Origin of the sequence: Bradyrhizobium sp. R2.2-H (assembly GCF_004346455.1) — a bacterium.
Lineage (GTDB): Bacteria > Pseudomonadota > Alphaproteobacteria > Rhizobiales > Xanthobacteraceae > Bradyrhizobium > Bradyrhizobium diversitatis.
On sequence record NZ_SMBR01000001.1, the window covers coordinates 1 to 22,739 of the forward strand.

Annotated in this window: 15 protein-coding genes; 7 read left to right on the top strand and 8 right to left on the bottom strand. The window is 60.8% G+C overall.

Annotated elements, in window-relative coordinates; genetic code table 11:
- Positions 1–1,264: 1,264 nt before the first annotated feature.
- Positions 1,265–1,540, top strand: a complete 276-nt coding sequence (locus tag EDE08_RS00010) for a hypothetical protein (protein WP_131866007.1) — start codon at positions 1,265–1,267, stop codon at positions 1,538–1,540.
- A 37-nt stretch (positions 1,541–1,577) separates the two neighbouring features.
- Here the strand turns inward: EDE08_RS00010 and EDE08_RS00015 are convergent, their stop codons facing one another.
- Positions 1,578–2,315: a metallophosphoesterase family protein gene (locus tag EDE08_RS00015; RefSeq protein ID WP_131866009.1), complete on the bottom strand. Its 738-nt coding sequence runs from the start codon at positions 2,313–2,315 to the stop codon at positions 1,578–1,580.
- Between the two features lie 628 nt (positions 2,316–2,943).
- Here EDE08_RS00015 and EDE08_RS00020 point away from each other — a divergent pair.
- The gene (locus EDE08_RS00020; RefSeq protein ID WP_131866011.1) at positions 2,944–4,374 is read left to right on the top strand and encodes an undecaprenyl-phosphate glucose phosphotransferase; all 1,431 of its coding nucleotides are present in this window, start codon (positions 2,944–2,946) and stop codon (positions 4,372–4,374) included.
- A 42-nt stretch (positions 4,375–4,416) separates the two neighbouring features.
- Here the strand turns inward: EDE08_RS00020 and EDE08_RS00025 are convergent, their stop codons facing one another.
- From EDE08_RS00025 to EDE08_RS38925, 3 genes are all read right to left on the bottom strand, one after another.
- On the bottom strand, positions 4,417–4,704 hold the full coding sequence (locus EDE08_RS00025; RefSeq protein ID WP_131866013.1) for a hypothetical protein: 288 nt from the start codon (positions 4,702–4,704) through the stop codon (positions 4,417–4,419).
- Positions 4,705–5,302: 598 nt separating this feature from the next.
- Positions 5,303–7,504 carry a Wzz/FepE/Etk N-terminal domain-containing protein gene (locus EDE08_RS00030; RefSeq protein ID WP_131866015.1) on the bottom strand — a complete coding sequence of 734 codons (2,202 nt, stop codon included), beginning with the start codon at positions 7,502–7,504 and terminating at the stop codon, positions 5,303–5,305.
- A 31-nt stretch (positions 7,505–7,535) separates the two neighbouring features.
- Complete coding sequence (locus tag EDE08_RS38925) at positions 7,536–8,342, bottom strand: hypothetical protein (protein ID WP_245524660.1); 807 nt, start codon at positions 8,340–8,342, stop codon at positions 7,536–7,538.
- A gap of 382 nt (positions 8,343–8,724) precedes the next feature.
- Here EDE08_RS38925 and EDE08_RS00040 point away from each other — a divergent pair, with 382 nt between their 5' ends.
- From EDE08_RS00040 to EDE08_RS00055, 4 genes are read left to right on the top strand one after another with little or no spacing between them, the layout of a single operon-like run.
- Positions 8,725–9,936 (top strand): acyltransferase family protein, encoded by a 1,212-nt coding sequence (locus EDE08_RS00040; RefSeq protein WP_131866017.1) that lies wholly within the window; start codon positions 8,725–8,727, stop codon positions 9,934–9,936.
- A gap of 7 nt (positions 9,937–9,943) precedes the next feature.
- Positions 9,944–11,281 (top strand): hypothetical protein, encoded by a 1,338-nt coding sequence (locus EDE08_RS00045; RefSeq protein ID WP_131866019.1) that lies wholly within the window; start codon positions 9,944–9,946, stop codon positions 11,279–11,281.
- A gap of 9 nt (positions 11,282–11,290) precedes the next feature.
- A complete protein-coding gene (locus EDE08_RS00050) occupies positions 11,291–12,397 on the top strand; it encodes an acyltransferase family protein (protein ID WP_131866021.1) in 1,107 nt (368 codons plus the stop codon).
- Positions 12,394–13,482: an acyltransferase family protein gene (locus EDE08_RS00055; protein WP_131866023.1), complete on the top strand. Its 1,089-nt coding sequence runs from the start codon at positions 12,394–12,396 to the stop codon at positions 13,480–13,482. Before EDE08_RS00050 ends, EDE08_RS00055 begins: the two co-directional genes overlap by 4 nt.
- 15 nt (positions 13,483–13,497) lie before the next feature.
- Here EDE08_RS00055 and EDE08_RS00060 read toward each other — a convergent pair whose 3' ends face one another.
- Together EDE08_RS00060 and EDE08_RS00065 are read right to left on the bottom strand one after the other, a co-directional pair.
- Positions 13,498–14,613, bottom strand: coding sequence for a glycosyltransferase family 4 protein (locus EDE08_RS00060; protein ID WP_131866025.1), 1,116 nt, complete (start codon positions 14,611–14,613; stop codon positions 13,498–13,500).
- 1 nt (position 14,614) lies between these two features.
- Complete coding sequence (locus EDE08_RS00065; RefSeq protein ID WP_207912877.1) at positions 14,615–15,418, bottom strand: polysaccharide pyruvyl transferase family protein; 804 nt, start codon at positions 15,416–15,418, stop codon at positions 14,615–14,617.
- Positions 15,419–15,558: 140 nt separating this feature from the next.
- Between EDE08_RS00065 and EDE08_RS00070 the strand changes: the two genes are divergently transcribed.
- The gene (locus EDE08_RS00070) at positions 15,559–17,040 is read left to right on the top strand and encodes a lipopolysaccharide biosynthesis protein (protein WP_245524661.1); all 1,482 of its coding nucleotides are present in this window, start codon (positions 15,559–15,561) and stop codon (positions 17,038–17,040) included.
- Positions 17,041–17,164: 124 nt separating this feature from the next.
- On the opposite strand, the gene EDE08_RS00075 is transcribed toward EDE08_RS00070, so the two are convergent.
- Positions 17,165–18,289 (bottom strand): acyltransferase family protein, encoded by a 1,125-nt coding sequence (locus EDE08_RS00075; RefSeq protein ID WP_131866031.1) that lies wholly within the window; start codon positions 18,287–18,289, stop codon positions 17,165–17,167.
- A 247-nt stretch (positions 18,290–18,536) separates the two neighbouring features.
- Entirely contained in the window at positions 18,537–22,445 is a 3,909-nt protein-coding gene (locus EDE08_RS00080; protein WP_131866033.1) for an RHS repeat protein, read from the bottom strand.
- Positions 22,446–22,739: the final 294 nt, after the last annotated feature.

Below are 22,739 nucleotides of genomic sequence, written 5' to 3' on the forward strand. Positions count from 1 at the left end.
GATTGCCGACGCCTACAGAGCATTCACCCCTGCCGAATGCGCCAACTACTTCACGGCAGCAGGATACAGTTCAACTTGATCGGAATCTGCTCTAGCCTTTTCAGTCGGGATGCAGGTGATATCTGTGGGCCAGAGCCGACCCCGGGGCGGTGAAGTCGCGCGCCATGACGTATTGCGCATGACCCACCTCAAGTACGATCCGTCGGTTCATGCCTTCGGGTTGCAAGCCAGCCTGCTGGCACCTGCGAGGCACGTGGGCGATACTGGCCCCGAGCCAGAATGACGAGAAGCAGCCTTGGAGAATGCGCTGGCTCAAATCCGGCGACCCGCTCCCCGGTCAATCCCGCGCCTTTGGCGTTTAGCGCAAAGTCGCCCAAGTCAATTCGCTTCGGTCTCCTACCGGACGTACCAATACCCCCACCAGCGCTGGGACACCGGGCGCGCCTGCGCCTTCATGGCTGCGACTTCCTCGACCGGGCGCAGCTGAGGGCCGTAAATTGCAGGCGGGTAGACGTCATCCCATAGCACAACTCCGCCTTGAACGTGGGCTGCCCGCTGATGCGCCGGAGCAAGGGCGAGCTCGGCGGCTGGAGCCACCGATACTGTCAAGCCGAGGCCGAGGGCAGACAGGGCAATGGATGGAATAATGGCGCGGACCTGCATTGGATTGAATCCCTCGTGAGTAAGATGTGAAATAATGCGACGGGTTCCAGATGGTTGCAAGGGCATGGGCTGGCTCGGTTGTCCTAAATTTCATTGCGCGAGGAAGAGGCGTCTGCTCGACGGCAACAGGATACGAAGGCCAAGGGCACACTCTCTATCTGCCAAGAGCACACTCTCTATATAGAGGGTGGCCCTCTTGGAAAGATCACGAACGTTGCGGCCGAGACGAGATGCACAGGAGGCCCACAGGGCCGCCACAAGCGCTGCATGCTCACGAGAGGTCACGCCTGAACAATCTTTCGGCGCCAGGGATCGCCGAGAACCATGATGTCGACACACTGCTTGGCCTTGATAAGTCCTGCACTGTCCGGGACGACTCCTATGGCTTCTGCACTTGTCTCCGCTTCCATTTTCGGCACAGGCCTCATCTTGGGATACGTACTGCGCGCCTGGCGCGTCCAGCGAGGACCTGCGAACTCATCCCGCGGTACTTCGCGTCGAGCGGCCCAGCCGAATCCCACCTCGACATTCGGCCATGCCCGGCGAGCCTTTTAGGTAGGGTCAGGCATCCGGGGCTCACTGAAAGAATGGGGCACGAGGTATGAGTGAACCCAAGAAGGACGCGCCTCGGCGCTACATCGTCGATGGCGGCGGACAACGTGTGCTTGTTGGGTTGACGATCTCGGAGACGATCGAATTCGAAACCCTGGACAATCCTGATGCCCGCTTGAGCGCTGGTTTGGCTGGCGAGGAGCGTTGTGTTCGCGAGGGCGGGAACGAGCGTTGGCTCGAGCTCTACGTCAAACATGAGCGGGCCTGGAACGATTGGATGGCCGAAACCCGGGCCCGGGTAGAGAAGCCCCGCTTGCTCAACTAGGCGAAGCATTTCGCCATGGCGGCACGCCGCGTCCGTATCACACGGCGAGCATGCGGCTTCCCTGAATGCTCATCAGCGTGAGGTTGCCGGTCGCATAGGCGCCGGTGTCGATGTTGACGCGGTTGGTCAGGAATTCCGCGCTGCGCACCGGCGTGTGACCATGGACGATATACTTGCCGAACTGCTCCTCGCTCCGGAGGAATTCCTCGCGAATCCAGAGCAGATCGCGCTCCGTCTGCTCGGCCAACGGCACGCCCGGGCGAACGCCGGCATGGACGAAAAAGAAGTCTCCGCAACTGAAGCTCAACCGCAGATTGTCCAGGAATTCCAGATGCTCGGTCGGCATCGCGCGAATCAAATCGCGCAGGATCGATGCTGGCTCGTCGCGCTTGAGGTCCGGCGGCGCAAGCCCGTAGGACATCAATGTCTGGGTCCCGCCGACGGCAATCCAGTCCTCGAATAGTGAAGGGTCTTCGAACACCCTGACCAGGAAAGCCTCGTGGTTGCCCTTGAGGAAGACCGCATTTCCTCGGCGGCTCCGCTCGACCAGGATGTCGAGGGTGGAGCGCGTATCCGGGCCGCGATCGATGTAATCGCCCATGAAGACTTCGACGGCATAGCGTGGCCGGCTGCGCGCGACGTCGGCGTCGATCACCCGCAGCATCGGCTGGAGCAAATGCGCGCAGCCGTGAATATCCGAGATCGCATAGATCCTCACTCCGTCCGGCAATTGCGGTTTGGGAGCGGGCGGGCGTGGTCGCACGAGGGATATCATGGCGCTCAATCGATCGGGTGGTCGAAACAATATCCCCAAGTCGTCGGCACCGGAGAGCTTCCATCCAACTCGAATAACGTGAATTCGGTGGGGCCGCGTCTTGTTCTCCGACCGGATCACGCCAAAAGAAGGGCGCGGCATTTTTTGCCGGCCTTGCGTCGGGGCCGCAGGAACAGCGCGTGCAGGAACAGGAGCGATCCGCAGGAATTGCATCGCTGCGCCGAAGCTTGCGGCAAGTCTGCATCACTCGGCAGAAATCTTTGCATGCATCCACAGATTGAAGCCCGAGGAGATTCTCGTGTCGACCCGGCTTTGCTTTCGGCGGAAGCAACGCGCCGCCTCAAAGTTGAGCGAAGTCGCGTGATGCAACGACCGGCATCGCATTGGACGCGGAACTTGATTCAAAATAGGGCAGTCCGTCCGCTCATATGTCAGCACTGTGACGACATTTTCAGCGCGTCGAATTTCGCTGCGCATTTCAACACGACGCGTCATCCGTGCGCCGCAAAAGTTTTGCGTGCAGCGCCACAATGTCGCTGCGATCAAACAACACTTTCACTGCGGGGAAGTGACGAGTCTTCAGCATCACGATGAGCGTCAGGCACTCTCTCGATAGGCAGAGGTTCGAATGGCTGTTGCAACTTATGGTTCTGAGAATGCTCATGCGCTGTCATCAGCGCGCGGCAGCGCTCTTCAGAGACCTTTTCAGATCATCGTCATCGGTGCTGACTTTCTGTTGATCCTGCTGAGCTATGCGGCGGGTGCTTCGCTGTATGGTATGGCCGTCGCTTCGCCTCCCGATGGCGCGTCGGTGGGAGCCGGATTGTTTGTCGGCGTGGTGTTCGTCGGGATAGCCTATTTCCGCGACGTCTATTCCACGCACCGCCTGCTCAATCTCGTATGGCAGCTTCGAATGGCGGTGTTTATCTGGCTGACGTCGCTCACGATCCTAGCCGTTGCGGCCTTCTTGCTGAAATCGACCGACAACCTATCGCGTGGCGCCGTCATCGTGTTCGCCTTGATCGGCGGCCTTGGCTTGATCAGCCTCCGCTTCGGCTGGCAGGCCGTGTTCGGCACGAGCTTTGCGAGAAGCCGGCTGGTCGACCGCAAGGTGATCCTGCTCAGCCTGAAGCCCCTCGACTTCACCTCGAACCGCTTCAAGGATCTGCGGAGGAATGGCTTCGACGTCACGCGCCATTTCGTGCTCGGAGCCGACCGGGATGATGGGCACTGGGAGCGTCAGATCCGCGACGTCATCCGCCAGTCGCGTTCGGCTGATGTCGATGAATACCTGCTTGCGATCGACTGGAACGAATTGCCGATGCTGCGCAAACTCGGGCCATATTTGCGAGCCGTCCCGCAGCCCATTCGCCTGCTGCCGGACGACCCGGTCGCTGACCTGGTGACCCGTCCCTTTCTGCCGGTCAGCGGAACCGTCGCGGTCGAGATCCAGCGGCCCCCGCTCACTATCCTCGAGCGGCTGCAGAAGCGCTGTCTCGACGTCGGCATCGCTCTGTTCGCGCTTGTGATGCTGACGCCGCTGTTGCTGACCGTTGCCGTGCTGATCAAGCTGGATTCCCCGGGAACCGTCATATTCCGCCAGTCGCGCCGCGGCTTTAACGGCAAGCCGTTCGAGATCTGGAAATTTCGGACGATGACCGTCAGTGAGAACGGCGAGACAGTGACGCAGGCGACCAAGAGGGATGCTCGGGTCACCAAGATCGGGCGCTTCCTGCGCATGACGAGCATCGACGAGCTGCCGCAGCTCTGGAACGTGCTGCGTGGGGACATGTCACTGGTTGGCCCGCGCCCGCACGCGCTCGCCCACGACAATTACTACGACGAGCTCATCAGCAAGTACGTCTACCGCCATCACATGAAGCCGGGCCTGACGGGCTGGGCCCAAGTGAACGGATTTAGGGGAGAAACGCCGACGATCGACCTGATGGAGAAGCGGGTCGAGTACGACGTCTGGTACGTCAGCAACTGGAGCATCTGGCTCGACCTGAAGATCATGGCCCGCACTGCGTCCGCAGTGATGTTCCAGGAAGCCTATTAGTCGGTCCATTTCTGAATTGCCGGAACCTCCGGCCCAAGGGCCTCAGGTTCCGCTGCGCGGCGGCTTGCCGATGAGCCGCATGATTGCATCGCGCAGGGCGAGCAACGGCGGCACGAGGACGAAGAACGCCCCCATTGCAACGGAGACGATGACGTGGCGGATCGAGAAGGGTTCGTCATGCTCGATCTCACGCTGGCTTGGGTCGATGGGCGCCGGTGAGAGCGTCGTCGTCATAGGTTGCCGAAGCGGCTTGCGCGGGGGAACGACGATCAACACGAATAGAATGTTGAGCAGAACCCAAATCGTTAGAATCGTAAGCACGATCAGCATCCGAGCCACCGGAAAAGGAACTGCGAATATGAGGCGAGACTAGCCTCAGGGCACCGAGAAAGAAAGATGCCTAAAGTTTCAGCATTTTGAGGCATCAAGGCCAGGATTGTCTCGTCTTTTCGACGGAGGTCGCGCCAATGGCGGCATTGTCTGAGCCACCATCTTGTCGTCAATCCTTGCTTTTGGCTAGAGCAATAACCGCAAGTTGTGGATTCCGGACGAATACGGAGCAGCCGGACGCGCAGCGGGCCAAGTCCGTTTGGTGGTTCCTGAACGAGTGCCCCGCAGCAATGTGGCCGCTGAACGATCGCATGAACAATGCCGCGATCAGTGCTGATTCAAACCCGAGGGTTCCGCTCTCATGGAGCGCCGGGCTGCTCACCCGGCCGGGGAGGTCTCCGCATCGGTCCAGTTCGAGCTCTCCCTGTCGGGGCGGATGAATCACGGCGCCCGACCGAACTCTTCCACCCGCGCGAGCGGGAGACGCGGCGCGCCTCCGCCTAAAGCATGATCCGGAGAAGTGCGCGGCGGTTTTCCGAAAAGTTCATGCTGAAACAACAACCTAAAGCGCGACGATTCATCCCGATCGCATCGCGCTTCAGGCATGCTCGACGTAATAGCTGTTGTGGTGCTTGCCCTTATAGGCCTCGATGCGCTTGAGCATCTTCGGGTTGGCGCGGTTGAGCACGGCGCCGAGCAGCTTCTTCTGGAGGACTTCCGAGCCGGAAACCGACTCCTGAAGGGCGCTTCGCGTCGTCTGTCCCCATTCGATGACGTAGACCATGGCATCGATCAGGAAGCTCACGGCCTTCGAATCCGCCACCGGCATCACCGGGGCGAGATCGATCACGATGTACTCATAGTGGTCTCTCAGCACCTTGAGCAGTTCGGCCATCGCCTTCGATCCGATGACGTCGGCCGAATTCACCATGCGGGACGCTACGACGGAGGGGAGGAAATCCAGTCCCGTTTCCTTGCTCCGCTGCACGTGGTAGCCGAGGCTCGCGGGATCGTTCAGCGCCTCCACCAGTCCGCTCTTGGCATTGGGCGCGAGCTCCCGCGTCAGCGAACGTGTGTGCAGATCGCCGTCGATCAGAACCGTGCGGTGCCCCGTCAGAGCGACCAACTGCGCGAAATTGGCGGCGACAGTCGTTTTTCCCTCCTTGGGAAGGGAAGAGACGATGCCGATCACCTTGATCTCGCGGGTCAGGCGGGCGACGTCGATCGACACCTTGATGTTGCGCAGCGTTTCCGCAAACCGCGAGAATGGGTGATCGACGACGTAGCGGGACAGATCGGATGGGCCGGCCTTCGTGGACGACCGAATATCGGGCAGGACGCCGAGGCACTTCACGCCGAGCTCGTCCTCGACCTCGCCGGGCGTCCGCAGTACGTCGCTCAGCAGTTCCCGCGCAAATGCGACGCCGAAGCCGAGACAGAGACCGCCCACCAGGCCTCCCACCAGCGCCAGGACCGTGCGCGGCGAACTCTTGCGATCCGGCTTGGCGGCGGTGCTGATGAGACGCGCCTCGCTGAGCGGAAAGCTCTGGTTCTGCGTCGCGCTCTGCAGTTTCTCGAGGAAGTTGTTGTAGAGATTGCGATAGGTGTCGGCGGCGCTTTCGAGATCGCGCAGCTTGACTTCGGCCTGGCCGGTGTGACCCGCCTGGGCAACGAGCTCCTTCACGTTCTTCTCGAGCGACGCCTCGCGGCTCTTTGCGATCTCGTAGTCGCTGCGATAAGCGTCGCCGATCCGACGCAGCTCATCGGCGATGTTCTTGCGCAGCTCCTCCATCTTGTTGGCCAAATTGACTGCCGCAAGATGTTGCTTGCCGTAGCGCCTGGACCAGTCGGCATATTGGGCCTGGAGGTCGAGATATTGGGCGCGGAGGCGGGTAATGACCGCGTTGTTGAGAGCGTCCGTCACCGTCGGCTGGGCGAGATCCTGATCGGATATCGCGTCGATCCGGTCGAGCCGGGCCTTGGCCTCGGCGGTCGCTGCCCGCGCTTGAACCAGCTGCGTGTTCAGGTCCGACAATTGCTGCTCGGACATCAGGCCGCGGCTGGTACCGACGATGTTGTGCTCGGCCTTGAAGGTCTGCACGGCACGGTCGCTCGCGGTCGCCTGCTCGCTCAGCTCGAGGCTGCGCTGCTGAAGCCACTCGGTTGCCCGCTTGGTGGACTGATATTTGGCTTCGAGAGCGCCGACAAGGTAGGCATTGGCGATGGCGTTGGCGATCTTGGCGGCCTTGTCGGGGCTCCGCGAGCGATAGCTCAGCGACAGGACATATGTGGCGAGAACGCGCTCCGTTCGCAGGTTCTTCTGAATCTGCTCGACCACGGCATGTTCGATTCGTTCCTGGGACGCGGGCTCGCGGGAGCCGAATGGCGACGTGACCTTGCCGATGATGAGGGAGAGGAGGCCCGGACTCGAACCATTGAACTCCGGATCCTCCGTCAGCTTCAGGCGACGGACAACCGACAGAATCAGGTCGTCCGAGTTGATGATTTCGACCTGGCTGTCGACATAGCCGGTATCGATCAGAGCGCTGCTGGCGTTGCTGTCCTTGTCCAGCACCTGCGCCTGACGCGTATCCATCATGATGCGCGCATTCGCCGTATACATCGGTTGCGCCGTGGCCAGGTACACGATCACCAGAGCCAGCGAAACTCCGACGCACGCCGCGATGATCGGCCATTGGCGGCGCAGCACATCGGTCACACGCTCGAAGCTGAGGACCGCTCCGCCGAACTCGATGCCGAAGCGGTGGCCCGACTGAAAGTGCTCTCTAGGCTGATACATCTGTGAATTCGCTGCCTTTGACGATCGCTGATCAATTCGGAAGGGGGACGGGCTTGAACGGGTTGGCCAGCTTGGTCCTCCATTCGCCTTCGAGCAGGGCGGCTCCGCCTCGGGGCGGCTGCGCAGGTCCCTTGCCTTGCGATTGGGCCAGCGGGACGCCGGAGTTGTCCTCTCCCGCTGCGGAATAGCCTGCTTGCACGTTGAGATCTCCGATCCGCTGTGCAAAATCCCTGATCTTGCGCGCCGCGTCAGGCTTCGTCGACGTGCACCGCCCTTCGGCTATCCGCAGTGCGGCGCCGATGCCTGTCCGATCGGCTGAAGCCGATGCGGAGATGAGCGTCTGCACGGACGGCAACACTGATGGATCCGTCACGATGTAGGTGGAGAGCCGAAATCGCAACTTCTCCTTGTCATTGCGCAGCCGCTCCAGCAGCGAGGAGGGCGACTTGACGAAGGTGTCGAGTTCGAGCTGCGAGGCGCGGTCCGAGAATTCGACGCACTGCGCATGGCAAGCATCGACGCTGATGAGAATCAGGGCAGAGCTTGCGAAGGCGATCGGGAGCCATCGCGGCTTCATTTGACGACGTGTCGCTCCGCAGCCCATCCGTGTCCCTTCGGCCCTGTTGCAGTAGGAGAACACGCGAAACTTGCCAGTCAACTGTGTCAATTTTTGTGCGGCGCAAAAGCTCGATATACCGATCGTCCACAACGAATGCGCGAGCTGCTTCCGATCGGTTGCAGGCGCGGGAGATGCAATGCCTGCGAGATCGGCATGCTTGCGCCCAGGAATGTTGCAACATGAAAACAAATGAGGCGCTCGCCCGTCAAAGCGCCGCAAGCACGCGTCGCAAAACCGACACAAGCGCCATGCGCGGACATTGTTCCCTCCCTGCCAAAAAATATCCGCGCGACATGTGCGACACCTGCATGTGAAGAGATCCGGGATCAATGCCGCTGCGCTCACCGCAACAGCGCCGAATTTCGCGCACACTTTCCACGCAAATACTCGCAATCATCACGGCTCATGAAATTTGCGCCCGAAGCATGCGCGCCTCGAACAAAAAGTGGCGTGAAGTTGGCGCTCGGATGTCGGAATGATCTGCGAGCATTGAAAGTATCGTCGATCGTCATGCATCGAGCGCGAGTCCGCGATCGCGAAGATTGAACATGCGCGAGACCTGATACACACTGCTGCGGTGCAATAGCCATGGAATGTTGATGTGACGGAGTCGGTTCATCGTGAGAAGACGCATGTCCTGCCGCTCGACAGCATTCGGGGGATCGCCGCAACTTCGGTGGTGATTCACCATCTGCTGCTGATGCCGACTTTCCTCGCGGCGTTCCCGCACAATGCGTGGATCAACTGCTCGTTCTTCAGGAGCGCTTGGCTGTTGGTCGATTTGTTCTTTGTTCTCAGCGGGATCGTTATGTCGCTCAGCTATGTCGAGAGCGATTTCGGGCGCTTCTCGCTGCGCGAATTCATGGTGCGGCGCTTGGCGAGGGTCTATCCGCTGCACATCGTCATGCTGTTGGCAAATCTGTTGTTTCGCCTCCTGCGCATCAGCCTGGTCATGGCCGGCGTCGTGGTGGCCGCGCCGGCGGCCTTCGAGGTGAACAACGCCTATTCCTTCGTTCTCAACGTCCTGCTGCTGCACTCCATGGGGTTCATCGACTATCTCAGCTGGAACGCGCCGAGTTGGAGCATCAGCGTCGAGTTCTATACCTATCTGGTGTTCGGTCTGATCGTGCTGCTGGCCCAGCGCATGCGTTCCTTGTTGTGGTTCTACGTCCTGTGCGGGGCGCTTGCCGTCGGCAGCCTGGTCTTCATCATCTTCGTGCTCGACAAGAGGAGCCTCGGGCTTCAGACCGATTTCGGGATCCTGCGCTGCTTCGTGAGCTTCTTCCTGGGCGTGCTGACGGTCAGGATCGTCGATCGCCTGCCGGCGAAGCCGGGTCCTGCCGTGCAGGGCATGCTGCAATTCGTCGCCATGATCGCCAGCATCGTCCTGGTGTCCCTGGCGGAGACCAATCCGGCGGCAACTTTCCTCGCGCCGGTGACGTTCGCGATCTTCCTTGGCAGTCTGCTGGCCTTTCCGGATGCGCTGCTGGTGCCGCGGATGCTGGTGGCCAAGCCGTTGGTCTGGCTCGGTCGCCGTTCCTACTCCATCTATATGGTGCACGCGCTCGTGGTGCTGCTGGCCGAATATTTCGTGCGGGCCGTGGGAGCTGGGCGGATCGCTGCGCTGGATTCGGTCTGGGCGGGCCTGCCGGCCACGCTGAACCTGGTCGTCTCGCTGGCCGCGGTGCTCGCGGTTTCGCACTTCACTTATCGCTACGTCGAGATTCCCGGCGGCAGGTGGATGCGGAACGCTCTCGGGAGCCGGACCGATTTCTCCGCCTCTCCGGCGCCATCGGCGCGGCCGACGAACTGAGCCGGACATGACCATCCTCGCGCTTAACCGGCCGAAAATCACGCTGATCAGCCTCAACATCGAGGCGATCGCGCTCGGCGTCTATTTGATTCGCGACGCCTTCGGCGGCATGATGCGCTACTATACCAGCATCTATCACATGGATGCGCTGTGGTATGTGCCCGACGGCGTTGCGCTCCTGTGCCTCGCCCAGTTCTTCGTCCATTGCGTCCTGCGCAGTCGCAGCACGCTGGCTCTGCTGGTGCTCGTGCAGATCATGCTGTCGCTCGTGCTGGGCTACTTCATGATGGGGACGATGAACGCAGCGATCTCGTCGTTCAAGATGATGCTGCCGGTCTTCGTCGGATTCTGCTTCTGCGATTCGAGCCTGGGCTCATACCGAAAGCTGCTGTCGGTCATCGCTGTGACTTTCTACCTGTCCGTGATCGGCGTTTTCCTTACGAAGTTCTACCTGATGCCTTGGGTGGGCTACAAATACGAGGCCTTCGGCGCCGTACGCGAGGCCGGCCGGTTGTGGTGGGCCTATGGCGGCGACGACCAGCGCCTCATGGGGTTTGCAGCCGACAATACCATGGCGGCCTTCTTCATCCTGGTGTCGTTCGCGATCACCTCCATTCGCATGAGCACGACGTGGTGTCTCCTGTTCGGCTCCATCGCGATCTATGCCACCAAGCTGACCACGAGCAAGACGACCATGATCGTCCTCGTGCTCTATTTGCTCTTGCTGGTGTTAGTGCGGATGCTGCCGGAAAGATCGCGCTTCCCCGCGATCCGGTCCATTGCACAGTGGTCCTTCGTCGCGATCTTCGTGCCGTTCTTCATGATCGTGGTCGCCTCCGGCACCGCCGCCGTGCCGCACTCGACCTTGTTCAGCATTCTCGATCGCATCAACAACAGCTGGCAGTTGCCCTTCGTCTATATGAGCCAGCTCATGCCGATAGGCCTCGTGACGGGTTGCGGCGCGGGCTGCTTCAACTATCCGCAGAAGCTGTTCTCGCCGCTTGCGCCCTACTGGGTGCCGGTCGACAATTTCTACATCGGGACGTACCTGATGTTCGGTCTTCCCTTCGTCGCGTTCATGGTTATGGTGTTCCGGGCAACGTTCGGTGCGACCGATGTGTACAAGCTGACGCTTCTCTTCGTCGTCAACCTGTTCACGATCACGGTCCTGAATTACGGCCCAGCCTCCGGCCTGCTGATCATCGCATTGAGTTTCAGCGAAGTGTTCTCGCGGCGTGCCACCTCCGCACGCGGAGCCGACGCCGTGCCGATCGTCATGCGGCCGCCGATACGACCATTGGATGGCTTCGGTCCGGATCTACCGGCGGCGAGCGGAAGCAGGTGAGAACGAACGATGCATAGACGGCTCGCATTCATCGACACGCTGCGCGGCATCGCCGTGCTGTCGGTCCTTGTCCAGCACGTATTCGAGGTGATCGTCGAGCAGCACCCGACGGGCGCCTACTACTGGCCCATCCATGACGTGTTCGGCTACTACATGAACTTCGGCCGGTTCGGCGTCGTCCTGTTCTTCTTCGTCAGCGGCTTCGTCATTCCGTTCAGTTTCCCGGACAGCGCCACGCCCGCGCGGGACTTTACGATCAGCCGCTTCTTCCGGCTCTATCCGGCCTACTGGACCTCGCTCGTCGTCGGGCTCGTGACGATGCAGCTGCTCAATTCGAAAGTCTATCCGCTGGGGCAGGTCGCCGCCAACGTGACGATGCTGCAGACCTTCGTGAACGTCCCGAACCTCTGGGTGTTCTACTGGACGCTGGCGATCGAGCTCTTGTTCTACGTCGGATGCACGATCCTCTTTGCGATGGGACTGTTGAACCAGCGCTTCACGGCGGTGACGATCGTCGTCGCGGCCGCGCTGGTCGGAACGACCGCTGCGCTTCTGATCGAGAACAGAACCGTATCCTCCGTGATGGAGGTCGCCTTGAACCTGTCGGCGATGTTCCTGGGCAAGATCATCCGCGACACCGTCATTGGCGGCAAGCTGCGATGGACCCATGTGGCCGTCTGCACGCTGCTGTATGCGATCTTCGCCGCCGCCCTGTCCGATCGGCGTTTCGGAGGCGTCTATCACGAGAATTTCTTCTACAGCTATTCGATCGGATCGGCCTATGTCTGCGCGGCGCTGGTCTTCATCGCCTTTGCCGTGTTCGGCGAGCGAATGGCGTGGCGTCCGATGGCGTTCGTCGGCGTGATCAGCTATTCGGTCTACCTGATGTCGCCGTTCGTGATCGTGGTCGTCCACCGCCTGTTCTGGTTCGGCGACGGGCCGCTGGGATGGTCGATCTTCCTGGCCGTGATCCTTGCGTTGTCGATCCTGGTCAGCTGGATGACATTTGCCTTCATCGAGAAGCCCAGCATTTCCTTCGGGCAGAGGTTCCGCTCGGCGCGGAGAAAACCTGTCATTATCGAGCCGGCCCTCAGCACCCAGGGTGCCGCAGAGTGATCAAAACACCCCACCAGCCGGGCGCTGCCTATGACGGATCGTTCGTTCCGTCGGTCCAGGGCCTTCGCGCGATCGCTGCGCTGAGCGTGCTGATGGATCATTTCTACGACATGCCGAAGGGGGGCATGTACGACATCCCGGATCCCGGCTTCCTGCCGCCGCTCTGGCCCTGGCTGCAATCGGTGATCAATGTCGGCGGGCACGGTGTCGAGCTGTTCTTCATGATCAGCGGATTCCTGATCCCGGCGAGCCTGGTGCGGCACGGGTCGCTGTCGCGATTCTTCTTCGACCGCGTCCTGCGCATCATGCCGGTGTTCGTCGTGCTGCATCTTGCGCTGTTCGCGATCGGTCCGATCGTGGCCTACAAGTTCTTCCGTGACATCGATCTGAGCAGCTACCTCGCGATCTTTGCGGCCAATCTGTTCTTCGTGCAGGACGCGCTCGGCCTGCCCATCGCCCAGCAGAACGCCTGGACATTGACCTATGAGTGGGCGTTCTACATCTGGTTTGCGCTGACGTTCTCGGTGTGGCGCACCGGTGGCAGATTGCTGGCGGCGCCCCTGATCCTGCTTGGCATCGCCTGCCTGATGCACTGGCCGATCACCGCCTTCTTCTGCATCGGCATGCTGTTCAGCGCCACGGGATTCCGCATCTCGATTCCGGGACGCATCGGCTTGCTCGCGGGCCTTGCTTGCGGAGCTGCGCTGTATGCGAGCCTGGTGCTGTTTCACCCCTTCGTCGGGCTCATTCCGGGATTTCTGCTGTTTGGCATGGTGCTCGCTCCGGACTCGGGCCTCGGCAGGGCTCTGAGCCTACCGGCGCTGCAATATGTCGGCAAGATCAGCTACAGCCTCTATCTGGTGCACCCCTTCGTGCTGTTTCCCCTGCAGATGATCGGCTTGAAGCTGGTCGCCGCCGGCGTCGACCGCTGGCTGCTGTGGACCGCCTTCATCGGGCTTGGGCTGGTGATGTCGCTGGTTGCAAGCGCGATCAGCTATGAGCTGATCGAGGTCAGGCTAAGGCGACTGCTGGACGGCGCGATCCGCAGCATGTTCTCCCGGCCGCAGATCGAGCAATCGGTTTGAGGGCGCCGGCCGCGCTCAGCTCACGGTGCGACCGGCGAGCTTGTGATAGGACCCCAGCAGTCCTTCAGCGATGCGATCCCAGTTGAGGATGCCGGCGGCGGTCTGCCATGCGCCCTCGGTCAACGTTGCGGCGAGAGGCTTCGACGTCAGCACGCGCTCGAGCGCATCGGCCAGCGCCGTGGCATCGCCGGGCGGGACCAGTAGCCCGTTGACGTTATCGGTCACGACGTCGGGAATGCCGCCAGTGGCACTGGCGACCACGGGGCGGGAATTCCCGTAGGCGGATGCAAGCACGCCGCTCTGCGTTGCATCCTTATAGGGCAGGGCGACCACGGTTGCGGACTGAAACAGTCGTCCGGTCTCGGCAGGCGCAATATAGGCGTTGATGGTCTTGACGGTCGGCATCGCCTCCATGCGCGCTCCGAGCCGTGTCATCTCGGGGCCGCGGCCGGCAACGATCGCTTCATGGGCCACACCGCGCCGGGCCAACATGTCGATCGCATCGATGAAGACGTCGAGGCCCTTGTAGGCCCACATCCGTCCAAAAAACAGGATGCGCGCAGCCTCCGGCGCGGTGACCGCGCCCCCAGCCGGTGGAACCATGAGCACGCCGTGCATGCTGGAGATCGCTTCTCCTTTGAAGTCAGGCGAGGCACGGCGAAAATCGGCGATGCAGCTCTTGCCATGCGTGGTGACGACCGACGCGGCTGCGCGCATGCGCCCGCGCCATGCATCTTCACGCGGCGACGTACCGGAGCCGCCTTCCGAATGCGGGATCGCATCGTGAACGGTCAACACCAGCGGAATGCCGAGCGGACGAAGAAGCTGGATCAGCCTGGACGTGTAGATCTCCGGAACTTCGTGACAATGAATCACGTCGGGACGAAACGAAATTATGTCGAGGAATGAGGCCGGGATGCCGATCGCGCCCCCGCGGCGCAGGCTCAGGTCGCGAACTCTCGTTTCGAATGGAGCCGTCACGGCGATATCGGCCAGCTCCCATTGCTGATTGGCGTCCTTGCGGTTGAGCACCAGCCGGACGTCGCAATGGCGAGCCAATCCCGACGCGAGACGGTAGGAATATTCCGCAAAATGCGGTGCGTAGATGGCGACGCGGAGGCGCTTGGCCATATCAGCTGTTTCCGCTCCAGAGGTCGATCGGGAATGCACTCATCAAGGCACGATGATCGAAGTTGAGGCGCGCAGCCCCACCCATCTCGCGACCTTCGTCAATGCTCGAGGCAAACTCGACGGCAAACCGACCGGTGCCCTCGTAATAGTCACGATACTTGAACTCGGATTCTCCGCTGCTCAGGCGCACGTAGCGAGCCGGTATCCCGAATGCCTCGGCGACAATGATGCCGTGGAGCGAGCTTGCCAGAACCAGCTCCGCTTCGAGAATGGCGTCAATTCGTCGGTTCCATGATCCCAGCGGTGAGACCACCGTATCGGCGCCACGGTCGATGAGGCTCAAATCGTGCAAATTCGGAACAAACACCCACGGCTTCTTGGCGGTGGGGCGAAAGCGATTCGGAAACAGCTGAGGGAGCAGCAACGCAGGGTCCCCGAACACTTCGGGTACCGCGATGCCCCGGCGCCGCAAAATCTCCCGTGTACGAGGGCCGCGCACCGCTCGCACGTCCAGGTTCTGCACGCGGCGATTGAGGTCATCCTGGCCGGGGCGTCCGTTCACGCCGCTACCCCAGATCACATCGTCATTTCGCGCGTAATGGAGCACGGAGCCGATCGCGAACAAGCGCGTTTGCCGCGGCACCTCGTCGGCGAGCGTATAGCCGAAATGCCGCAAGAGATGGTCAACGACGACGACCGAAAGATAGTCGCCGAAATTTATCGTTCCGTCGTCGGGACGCCAGAAGAACAAGTCCACGTGCGGATACGGCAGCTGATGAATAAAGTCGCAACCGACCTCGTTCATCAACCGTCGTAGATTGGTCCGAAAATTCATGCTGCCTCGGATTGTAGCTGCTTTCTTGCCGTAGTGTCCTCGTAAACAAGGCGACTATTGGACCATTGCAGCCAATGGCTCAACGACGAAAGTCGGCCTAACCGGAAATTGTGACAGGCCTCCAATTGCGCCACGAGAATATCAAGCCGCGCTCGATCGTTTCGGGCGTCATTTGGTCCGCACTCGATTCCGCAGTCGGGCAGGCTCTCACGCTCGCGATCTACATGATCATGGCGCGGCTGCTGTCGCCGCAGATTCTCGGCATCGTGGCAACGGGGGCGCTGGCGCTCGAATTCTGCCGGGCAGTCCTGATCGAGAGCATCGCGATTGCGGTCCAGGCGCGTGCCGAGCCGAAGGACGAGGACTACACTGCCTCGTTCTGGCTCATCGCGGGCCTCTCCTTGTTTGCAGCGCTCGCACTGTTCGCCTCGAGCAGCGCGATCGAACGATTTTCGGGTCTTTCGGACATTGCCATCGTTCTCAAGGGGTTCTGCATCGTGGTGGCCGTACAGGGCCTGTCACGGACGCACGAAGCCTGGTTGATGCGCAATCAACTGTTTCGATCCCTCGCCATCCGCTCGCTTTCTTCAATCTCGGTTGGCGGGGCCGTTGGGATCGGGCTGGCGATCCAGGGGTACGGGGTCGTTGCGCTGGTCGGACAGCTCGTTTCGACGTCGTTGATCTCGCTGGTCAGCCTTTGGATCCTGACGCCCTGGCGCCCTCGGCTCCGGGTCAGCCGGCAGGCTGTTGTCGAACTCCTGAGCTATGCGCGCTACGTGGCACTGACGGGAATCACGAACTTCGCCAATGCCAATTCCGATCTGATTTTCGTTACGTGGTATACCGGCGCCGCCGGCGCGGGCTTGTACAGTCTGGCCAAGCGCCTGGTCAATGCCGTGAGTACCGTGATTGGGAATGCGTTGAACCGGGTGTTCTTTGCGACCATCGCTGGCCTCCAGCATGACCGTGGAGCATCGCGTTCGACGCTGGTTGCCTTCGTCATGTACACGTCGCTGCTGACGGCTCCGATCTTCGCCGGCATAGCGGTTCTGGCGCCGGATCTGATCACTGCTTTCTTCGGGTCCAAGTGGAGCGGGGCCGCGCCTCTGCTCGCGATTATGTCGGTCACCGGATTCCTGACCACGATCGGCCTCTACAATCACTCCGTTATCCTGGCGTTCGGCAAACCGCACTGGCAAACCTGGCTGACGCTGATCTACGCGGTTTCGAACATAGCAATCTTCATCCTCGCTGCGCCGTTTGGCCTTATCGCGATTGCTGTCGGCTACGTCGCTCGCGCCTTGTTGCTGTATCCGCTATCCGCCGGAGCCTCGATGCGGATCCTATCGCTCGGTATCAGGCCCTATGCCGCGGCGCTGATGCCCGCACTTGCGGGCTCCGCGGTGATGGCATGCGCGGTGGCTGCTGCCTCCGTTGCGATGCCGGCCACGTCGCCATGGCTGCGTCTCGCCGCGCTCGTTCTGCTCGGTTCTTCGGTATATCTCGTCGTTGTTGTCGCGATCGCCCGGCCGGCCGTGGTGCGGATATGTCAGGAAATCCTGAGCCGTGTGCGGCGATCGTCGAGAACCTAGCTGCAAGATCCGCCCTGCAGACACCTAAAGCGCGATGCGATTAGGATGAATCGTCATCGCGCTTTAGGTGTTGTTTGAGCATGATCTTTTCGGAAAACCGCTACATGCTTTTCCGGATCATGCTCTAGCTCGCATTGGCCGCTTGCCGGGTCTCGGAAAGATCGAGCGGCTCGGCCTTCGGGATGTGGGCCGACCTCGCATCGCCCGGCGCAAGCCGGTTGATCAATCTTCGAGCGGGATTCTCGACGTAGCGATACGTCACGTCGGCGACGACCGTCAGAATGATGCAGCAGACCAACGCAAACACCGGAAACATGCTTGGTTGAAGTCCGAAATAGTGCCACGCCGGCTTGAAAAGCAGGATCAGCAGCACTTCGTGAACCATGTAGATCGCGTATGACGTGTTGCCGAGGCGGCCAAGCCAGTCAGAGCCGGGAAACCGGGCGAAGGCGCTCTCTCCGGTGGCTGTGACGAGAATCGCGAGAGAGAACACTATGATTGCAAGGTCGGGCTTGGCATAGAGGTTGAGGATCAGGACCGAGCCGGCGAACAGCGCTATTCCGGCGAATGCGACGGGCTTCCTGCGATAGTCGCTCGAGAGCCGGAACAGGACGGTCAGGAGAATCCCGTTCAGGAAGCTCGGAAGGGCCCGCAACATCCCGAAATCGAAGGTTGCCCCGTACATCTGCGACCGTTCCTGCCAGATCGGCAGGTGAGCGTGGGCGAGGATTCCGTAACAGAGCGCGACGATGATCGCGAGCATCAGCGGCGAGACCCTGCCGGCCAGCAGCATGAACAGTGGGAATAGAACGTAACAGAACAGCTCGGCGCTGATGGACCACGCCGGCGAGTTGAAGCTGAGGTGATCTGTGACGCCCCACGCCTGCACGAGGAGGAGGTTGTGAAGGAAATCCAGCCAGCTCGCGTGCGAGGTCGGCCCGGATATGCCCACGAGAGCAAGGACCGCGAATATCAATAATGTCAGCAGATGCAAGGGGTAGATTCGCGCGATCCGCCTGACGAGGAAGCGCACATAGGAGCGTAGACCTGTCGAGGTCGCAGGATAGGAATAGGAGATCACGAAGCCGGACAGGATGAAGAACATGTCGACAAACAGGCCGTAAGAGCCGTTCCAGACCGGTGAGATGCCTTTGTCGATGTTCTTCAGATGAAAGATGAAGACGCCTAGCGCGGCGATGAACCGGTAGAAGTCGAGAAGAACGAATCGCTTTGGTTCGCGGACTTCCATGTCGGCGTCGATATCCCTGCAGCAAGAAGGTCTCTTCTAGACAGCAATTGTGACGCAAGTTCGCAACCACCGCCAATCATGTGCAGTGCTGATGGGCCTTTGAACGAGCCGGGGGACGGCGGCTGTATCAGGTGAGTAGGCCGAAGGCGGTCCTTGCCTGTTGTAAGCGCATCGGTCGCTTGCTGAGCGTGGGACGGGGGTTTGCCCCATCCCACGCTGCCTCGATAGATGCCAATCTGCCGCGACTTTAGACGAATATGAAGTCGTGGCTCGTCAGGCTGCTGACGTAGACGTTCTTGAGAAGGATCGAGTCGTTGGCCGAGAACGTGATGAGCGCGTTCGTGCCGGACTGCGTCATCTGCAGGTGGCTGTAGTCCGCGGCCAGGAGCTTCGAGATCTGGATCACGTCGTGGGTCGTGGCGTCGCCGGCCTGGAAGTTGAGGATCTGGTCCTGGCCGTGATCATAGGCGATGGTGGTCGAATTCGGCGCGGCCGAGAACACGTCGTTGCCGGCTCCGCCCTGGATCGTCACGCCGCTCCCAACGGCCGTGACGTTATGGGTGCCGTCGGTCTTGGTCTGATCGATGAACTGCAGTGCATTGGCGGTGTTGTAGTTCTCGTGCTGCGTCGTGCCGGCCTGTCCGTTGAAGTTGAACAGGAATACGTCTCTCGAGCCGTCGGCGTTGTTGGCGATCTCCTGAGTCTTGACGCCGGCGCTGTTATAGATGTCGGTCAGCTTGCTGCCGTCGTCGTGGATGACCTGGGTATAGTCCAGCGTGCCGTCGGCATGGGTCCGGGTGAGTTCGACCAGCTTGCCCGAGGCATCGAGGTGCTGGTGCTGGGTCGTATAGGACTGCCCGGTGACGTTATAGTTCCAATTGTCCGACGTGCCGTCGGCGTTCTTGATATAGGCCGCGGTCTTCACGCCGCCGGTATAGACGGTCGTGGAGTTGTAGCCATCGCTCTTGGTCGTCACCTCGCTGGTGATGATACCCTTCGCGTCATACCACTCGGAGGTCTTGGTGCCGTCAGCGCTCTGCACCAACGTGAATGCCAGGCTGTTGTCGGCGTGGGTGCGCACGATGTGGGTGAGGAAGCCGGTGGAATCGTAAGTGTCGTGCTCCGTCGTGTAGTTCTGACCGACGACGTTGAAGAGATGGACATCCCTCGAGCCGTCGGCGTGATAATCGGTCTCCGTCTTCTTGATGCCGGAAGCGTCGTAGTTGGTCACGACGCTGCTGCCGTCGTTGCCGACGACCTCGGTATAGTCGAGCGAGCCGTCGGCATGCCAACGGGTTACCTCGGTCGTCCGTCCGGCCGGATCGATATGCTGGTGCTGCGTGGTGTAGCTCTGGCCGGTGATGTTGTATTTGTGAATGTCTTGGCTCTGGTCGGCATTGGTGATGTAGGCCGCGGTTTTCAGGCCGTTGGAATAGGTCGTTGTCGAACTGTAACCGTCGGCCTTCGTGATCACCTCGCTGGTGAGGACGCCCTTGGCATCGTACCAGTCAGTCGTCTTGATCCCGTCCTTGCTCTGCACCAGCTTGAACGCCATGCTGCCGTCGGCGTGCCTGCGGACCAGCGTGGTGAGGAAGCCGGTCGCATCGTAGATGTCGTGCTCGGTCGTGTAGTTCTGGCCGGTGATGCCGAAGAGATAGACGTCCTTGCTGCCGTCGGCGTGATAGTCGGTCTGCTTGGTTCGCACGCCTGCAGCGTCGTAGTTGGTGATGACGCTGCTTCCGTCGGCATTGATGACCTGCGTATAGTCGAGCGTGCCGTCGGCATGCTTGCGGGTCACCGCGGTGACCTTGCCGGACGGATCGATGTGCTGGATCAGCGTGGTGTAGCTCTGGCCGGTGACGCCATAGGCATAATTGTCAAGACTACCGTCGGCGTTCTTGATGTAGGCCTTCGTCTTCACGCCATTGCTGTAGAGGGTCGTCGAGGTGAATCCGTCGGCCTTTTGGACCACCTCGCTGGTGAGGCTGCCGGAGGCATTGTACCAGTTGGTCGTCTTGGTGCCGTCCGCGGTCTGCATCAGCTTGAAGGCCAGGCTGCCGTCGGCGTGCCTGCGGACCAGCGTGGTGAGGAAGCCGGTCGCATCGTAGACGTCGTGCTCGGTCGCATAGGTCTGGCCCTTGATGTTGTAGGTCCAGACGTCCTTGCTCTTGTCGGCATGATAGCTGGTCTCGACCAGCTTGACGCCCGTGGCGCTGTACAACGCGATCACGCTGCTGCCGTCGCTCTTGTAGACCTGGGTCGAATCCAGCGAGCCGTCGGCATGGCTGCGGGTCACCGAGGTGACCTTTCCCGAGGCGTCAAGGTGCTGAACCTGTGTGGTAAAGCTCTTTCCGGTGATGTTGTAGGAATAATTGTCCTGCGAACCATCGGCGTTCTTGACGTAGGCGGCGGTCTTCACGCCGTTCGTGTAGAGCGTGGTGGAGTAATAGCCGTCCGACTTCTGCACGATCTCGCTCAGAAGGGTTCCGGCCGTGTTGTAGGTGTCGGTGGTCCGGGTTGCGTCGGTCCCGACATGAACGAACTTCGTCTTCACACCATTGGTGTAGCTGATCAGGTCCTGGGAACCATCGCTGTAGACGACGGTGGTCGAGGTCGGCTGCCCGCTTGAATTGAGGCCGGTGTCGGACTTCGACAGCAGCTTCCCGCTCGCGTCGTAAGTCTTCGTGTTGGTCCAGGTCGCGGCCGTATTCGTCACGGAGAACGAGTATCCGCCCTGGATCTTGGACAGCGCGCTGCCGTAATGGGCAATGATGTAGTCCATCGTCGCTTTCGAAGCGACCGGCAGGACGTGCGAATCCGTCAACGTGATGGTCTGCAGCGCCGTCGACTCGCTCAGGTCGGACAGTTGCGGCACGATCTCGGCAGCCGTGCCGCTGACGCTGGCCCGGGTGTCAGGCGGAGTCGGCGTGGTCGGGGGCGCGTCGATCTCGATGATCAGCGGGTGATCGCTGACCGGAATCGTGATCGTGCTGACGTCGGTGTAGCTGGCGATCGCCGTGGTTCCGGTCAGCGTGTCGTAGACCTTCACCGTATGATGCACGCCGCCGAGATTCACCGTGACCGTCTGGGTGCTGTTGCTTACCTCGGTGTCGGTGGCGTCGTTCCAGAGCTTCGGCTCGGCCCAGACAACGAGCTCGTAGGCGCCATTGCTCTTGCCGAGCACCATGCTGTTGCCTGTGGCCGGCATGTTGCTCAGGGTGTAGTTCAATGGACCAGTCGGCTGCAGGCCGCCCTTGCCGTCGTCGGCCAGAATGGTCGTCAGGTTGTGAATCGCCGTGGCGGCGAGCTTCGGCGTGCCGTCGGAATTGAACAGTCCGAAGTTCGCCTCCGGGTTCGTATTGGCGGCCGACGAGTCGCGGTCGAACAGTTCGTAGAGATAAGTCGCGCTGACACCGGCCTTGTAGGCATCGACCAGCGTATTCAGGATCGATTTGGCCTGCACCGTCTCGTTGACGCCGAGATATTGAGTGTTGGCCTGCGTGGTATAGCCGGTCTCAGTGATGACGACGGGCTTTCCCGGTGCCGCGGTCATGACGGCGCTGAGCGTTGCCGCGATGGAGCTGCCGGGCGTCAAGCCGGTGCTGACATAGGCGTGGGCATTGGCGTAGTCGACCGAGCCCGACATGTTGCCGAGCTGGGCGTAGCCTTGCGGATCGTTGTAGGCCAGTGACAGATTGTAGACCGGGATGCTGGCGAGCGCGGCGTTGGAATTGACGGCCTGATAGAGCGCGCTTTGGAACTGGGCTGCGGCTGAGAGGCTGGAGCTGCCATTGTAGCTGAAGGGCTGGTGATTGGCCTCGTTGAGCCCCTCGATGGCGCTGATGCTGCCCACGTGGGTCGCCGCGAACTTCTCGAGCGAGGCGATGTACTTCTGAAGTCCGGCCGTCCCCGACTGCGGCAGGGCGGACGAGACCAGGAAGTCGAACTTGTAACCGGCGGCGGCGAGACCTTCGACCACCGGTTGCGCAGCGGGGCTGGTTCCCATCGCGTCGCGGAGATGGGTGACGCCGAGATATTCCAGATCGTCGACCATCAGCGCGAGATTGTTGTAGCCGGTCCACCCGAAGCCGGCATGTGTGTTGACGCCGATGGAGTTGATGAAGCCGCTGGCGGAGAGGATTGTTTGATCAGGCATTGCACACTCGATTTCAGCGCGAACCAAATTGCTCGCAGGGATTTGCGTTAAGCTTCTCTGTCGAGTGTGAATTTCAGATAAAAACCAAAGCTACAAATAGCGAGCGAAACGGGTTCCTTGTGCAGGAACAGACTTGCTCTGTTGCAGCAGAACGTTGATTGCGATGCCGGAGCAGGATGGCGTGAGGAAGGCGCTTTCAAGAATTTTGTCGATCTGACTGCTGAATGTATGCGCAGGCCGTGCCGATCGGATCCATGCGACAGGTCGGGAAGGGGAACGATGCTGCACGCTTGC

Coding starts and splice junctions, on each gene's coding strand:
- EDE08_RS00045 (WP_131866019.1), top strand. CDS start 9,944: ATGACCATCCTCGCGCTTAACCGGCCGAAAATCACGCTGATCAGCCTC.
- EDE08_RS00010 (WP_131866007.1), top strand. CDS start 1,265: ATGAGTGAACCCAAGAAGGACGCGCCTCGGCGCTACATCGTCGATGGC.
- EDE08_RS00060 (WP_131866025.1), bottom strand. CDS start 14,613: ATGGCCAAGCGCCTCCGCGTCGCCATCTACGCACCGCATTTTGCGGAA.
- EDE08_RS00015 (WP_131866009.1), bottom strand. CDS start 2,315: ATGATATCCCTCGTGCGACCACGCCCGCCCGCTCCCAAACCGCAATTG.
- EDE08_RS00025 (WP_131866013.1), bottom strand. CDS start 4,704: ATGCTGATCGTGCTTACGATTCTAACGATTTGGGTTCTGCTCAACATT.
- EDE08_RS00075 (WP_131866031.1), bottom strand. CDS start 18,289: ATGGAAGTCCGCGAACCAAAGCGATTCGTTCTTCTCGACTTCTACCGG.
- EDE08_RS00020 (WP_131866011.1), top strand. CDS start 2,944: ATGGCTGTTGCAACTTATGGTTCTGAGAATGCTCATGCGCTGTCATCA.
- EDE08_RS00065 (WP_207912877.1), bottom strand. CDS start 15,418: ATGAACGAGGTCGGTTGCGACTTTATTCATCAGCTGCCGTATCCGCAC.
- EDE08_RS00050 (WP_131866021.1), top strand. CDS start 11,291: ATGCATAGACGGCTCGCATTCATCGACACGCTGCGCGGCATCGCCGTG.
- EDE08_RS00030 (WP_131866015.1), bottom strand. CDS start 7,504: ATGTATCAGCCTAGAGAGCACTTTCAGTCGGGCCACCGCTTCGGCATC.
- EDE08_RS00080 (WP_131866033.1), bottom strand. CDS start 22,445: ATGCCTGATCAAACAATCCTCTCCGCCAGCGGCTTCATCAACTCCATC.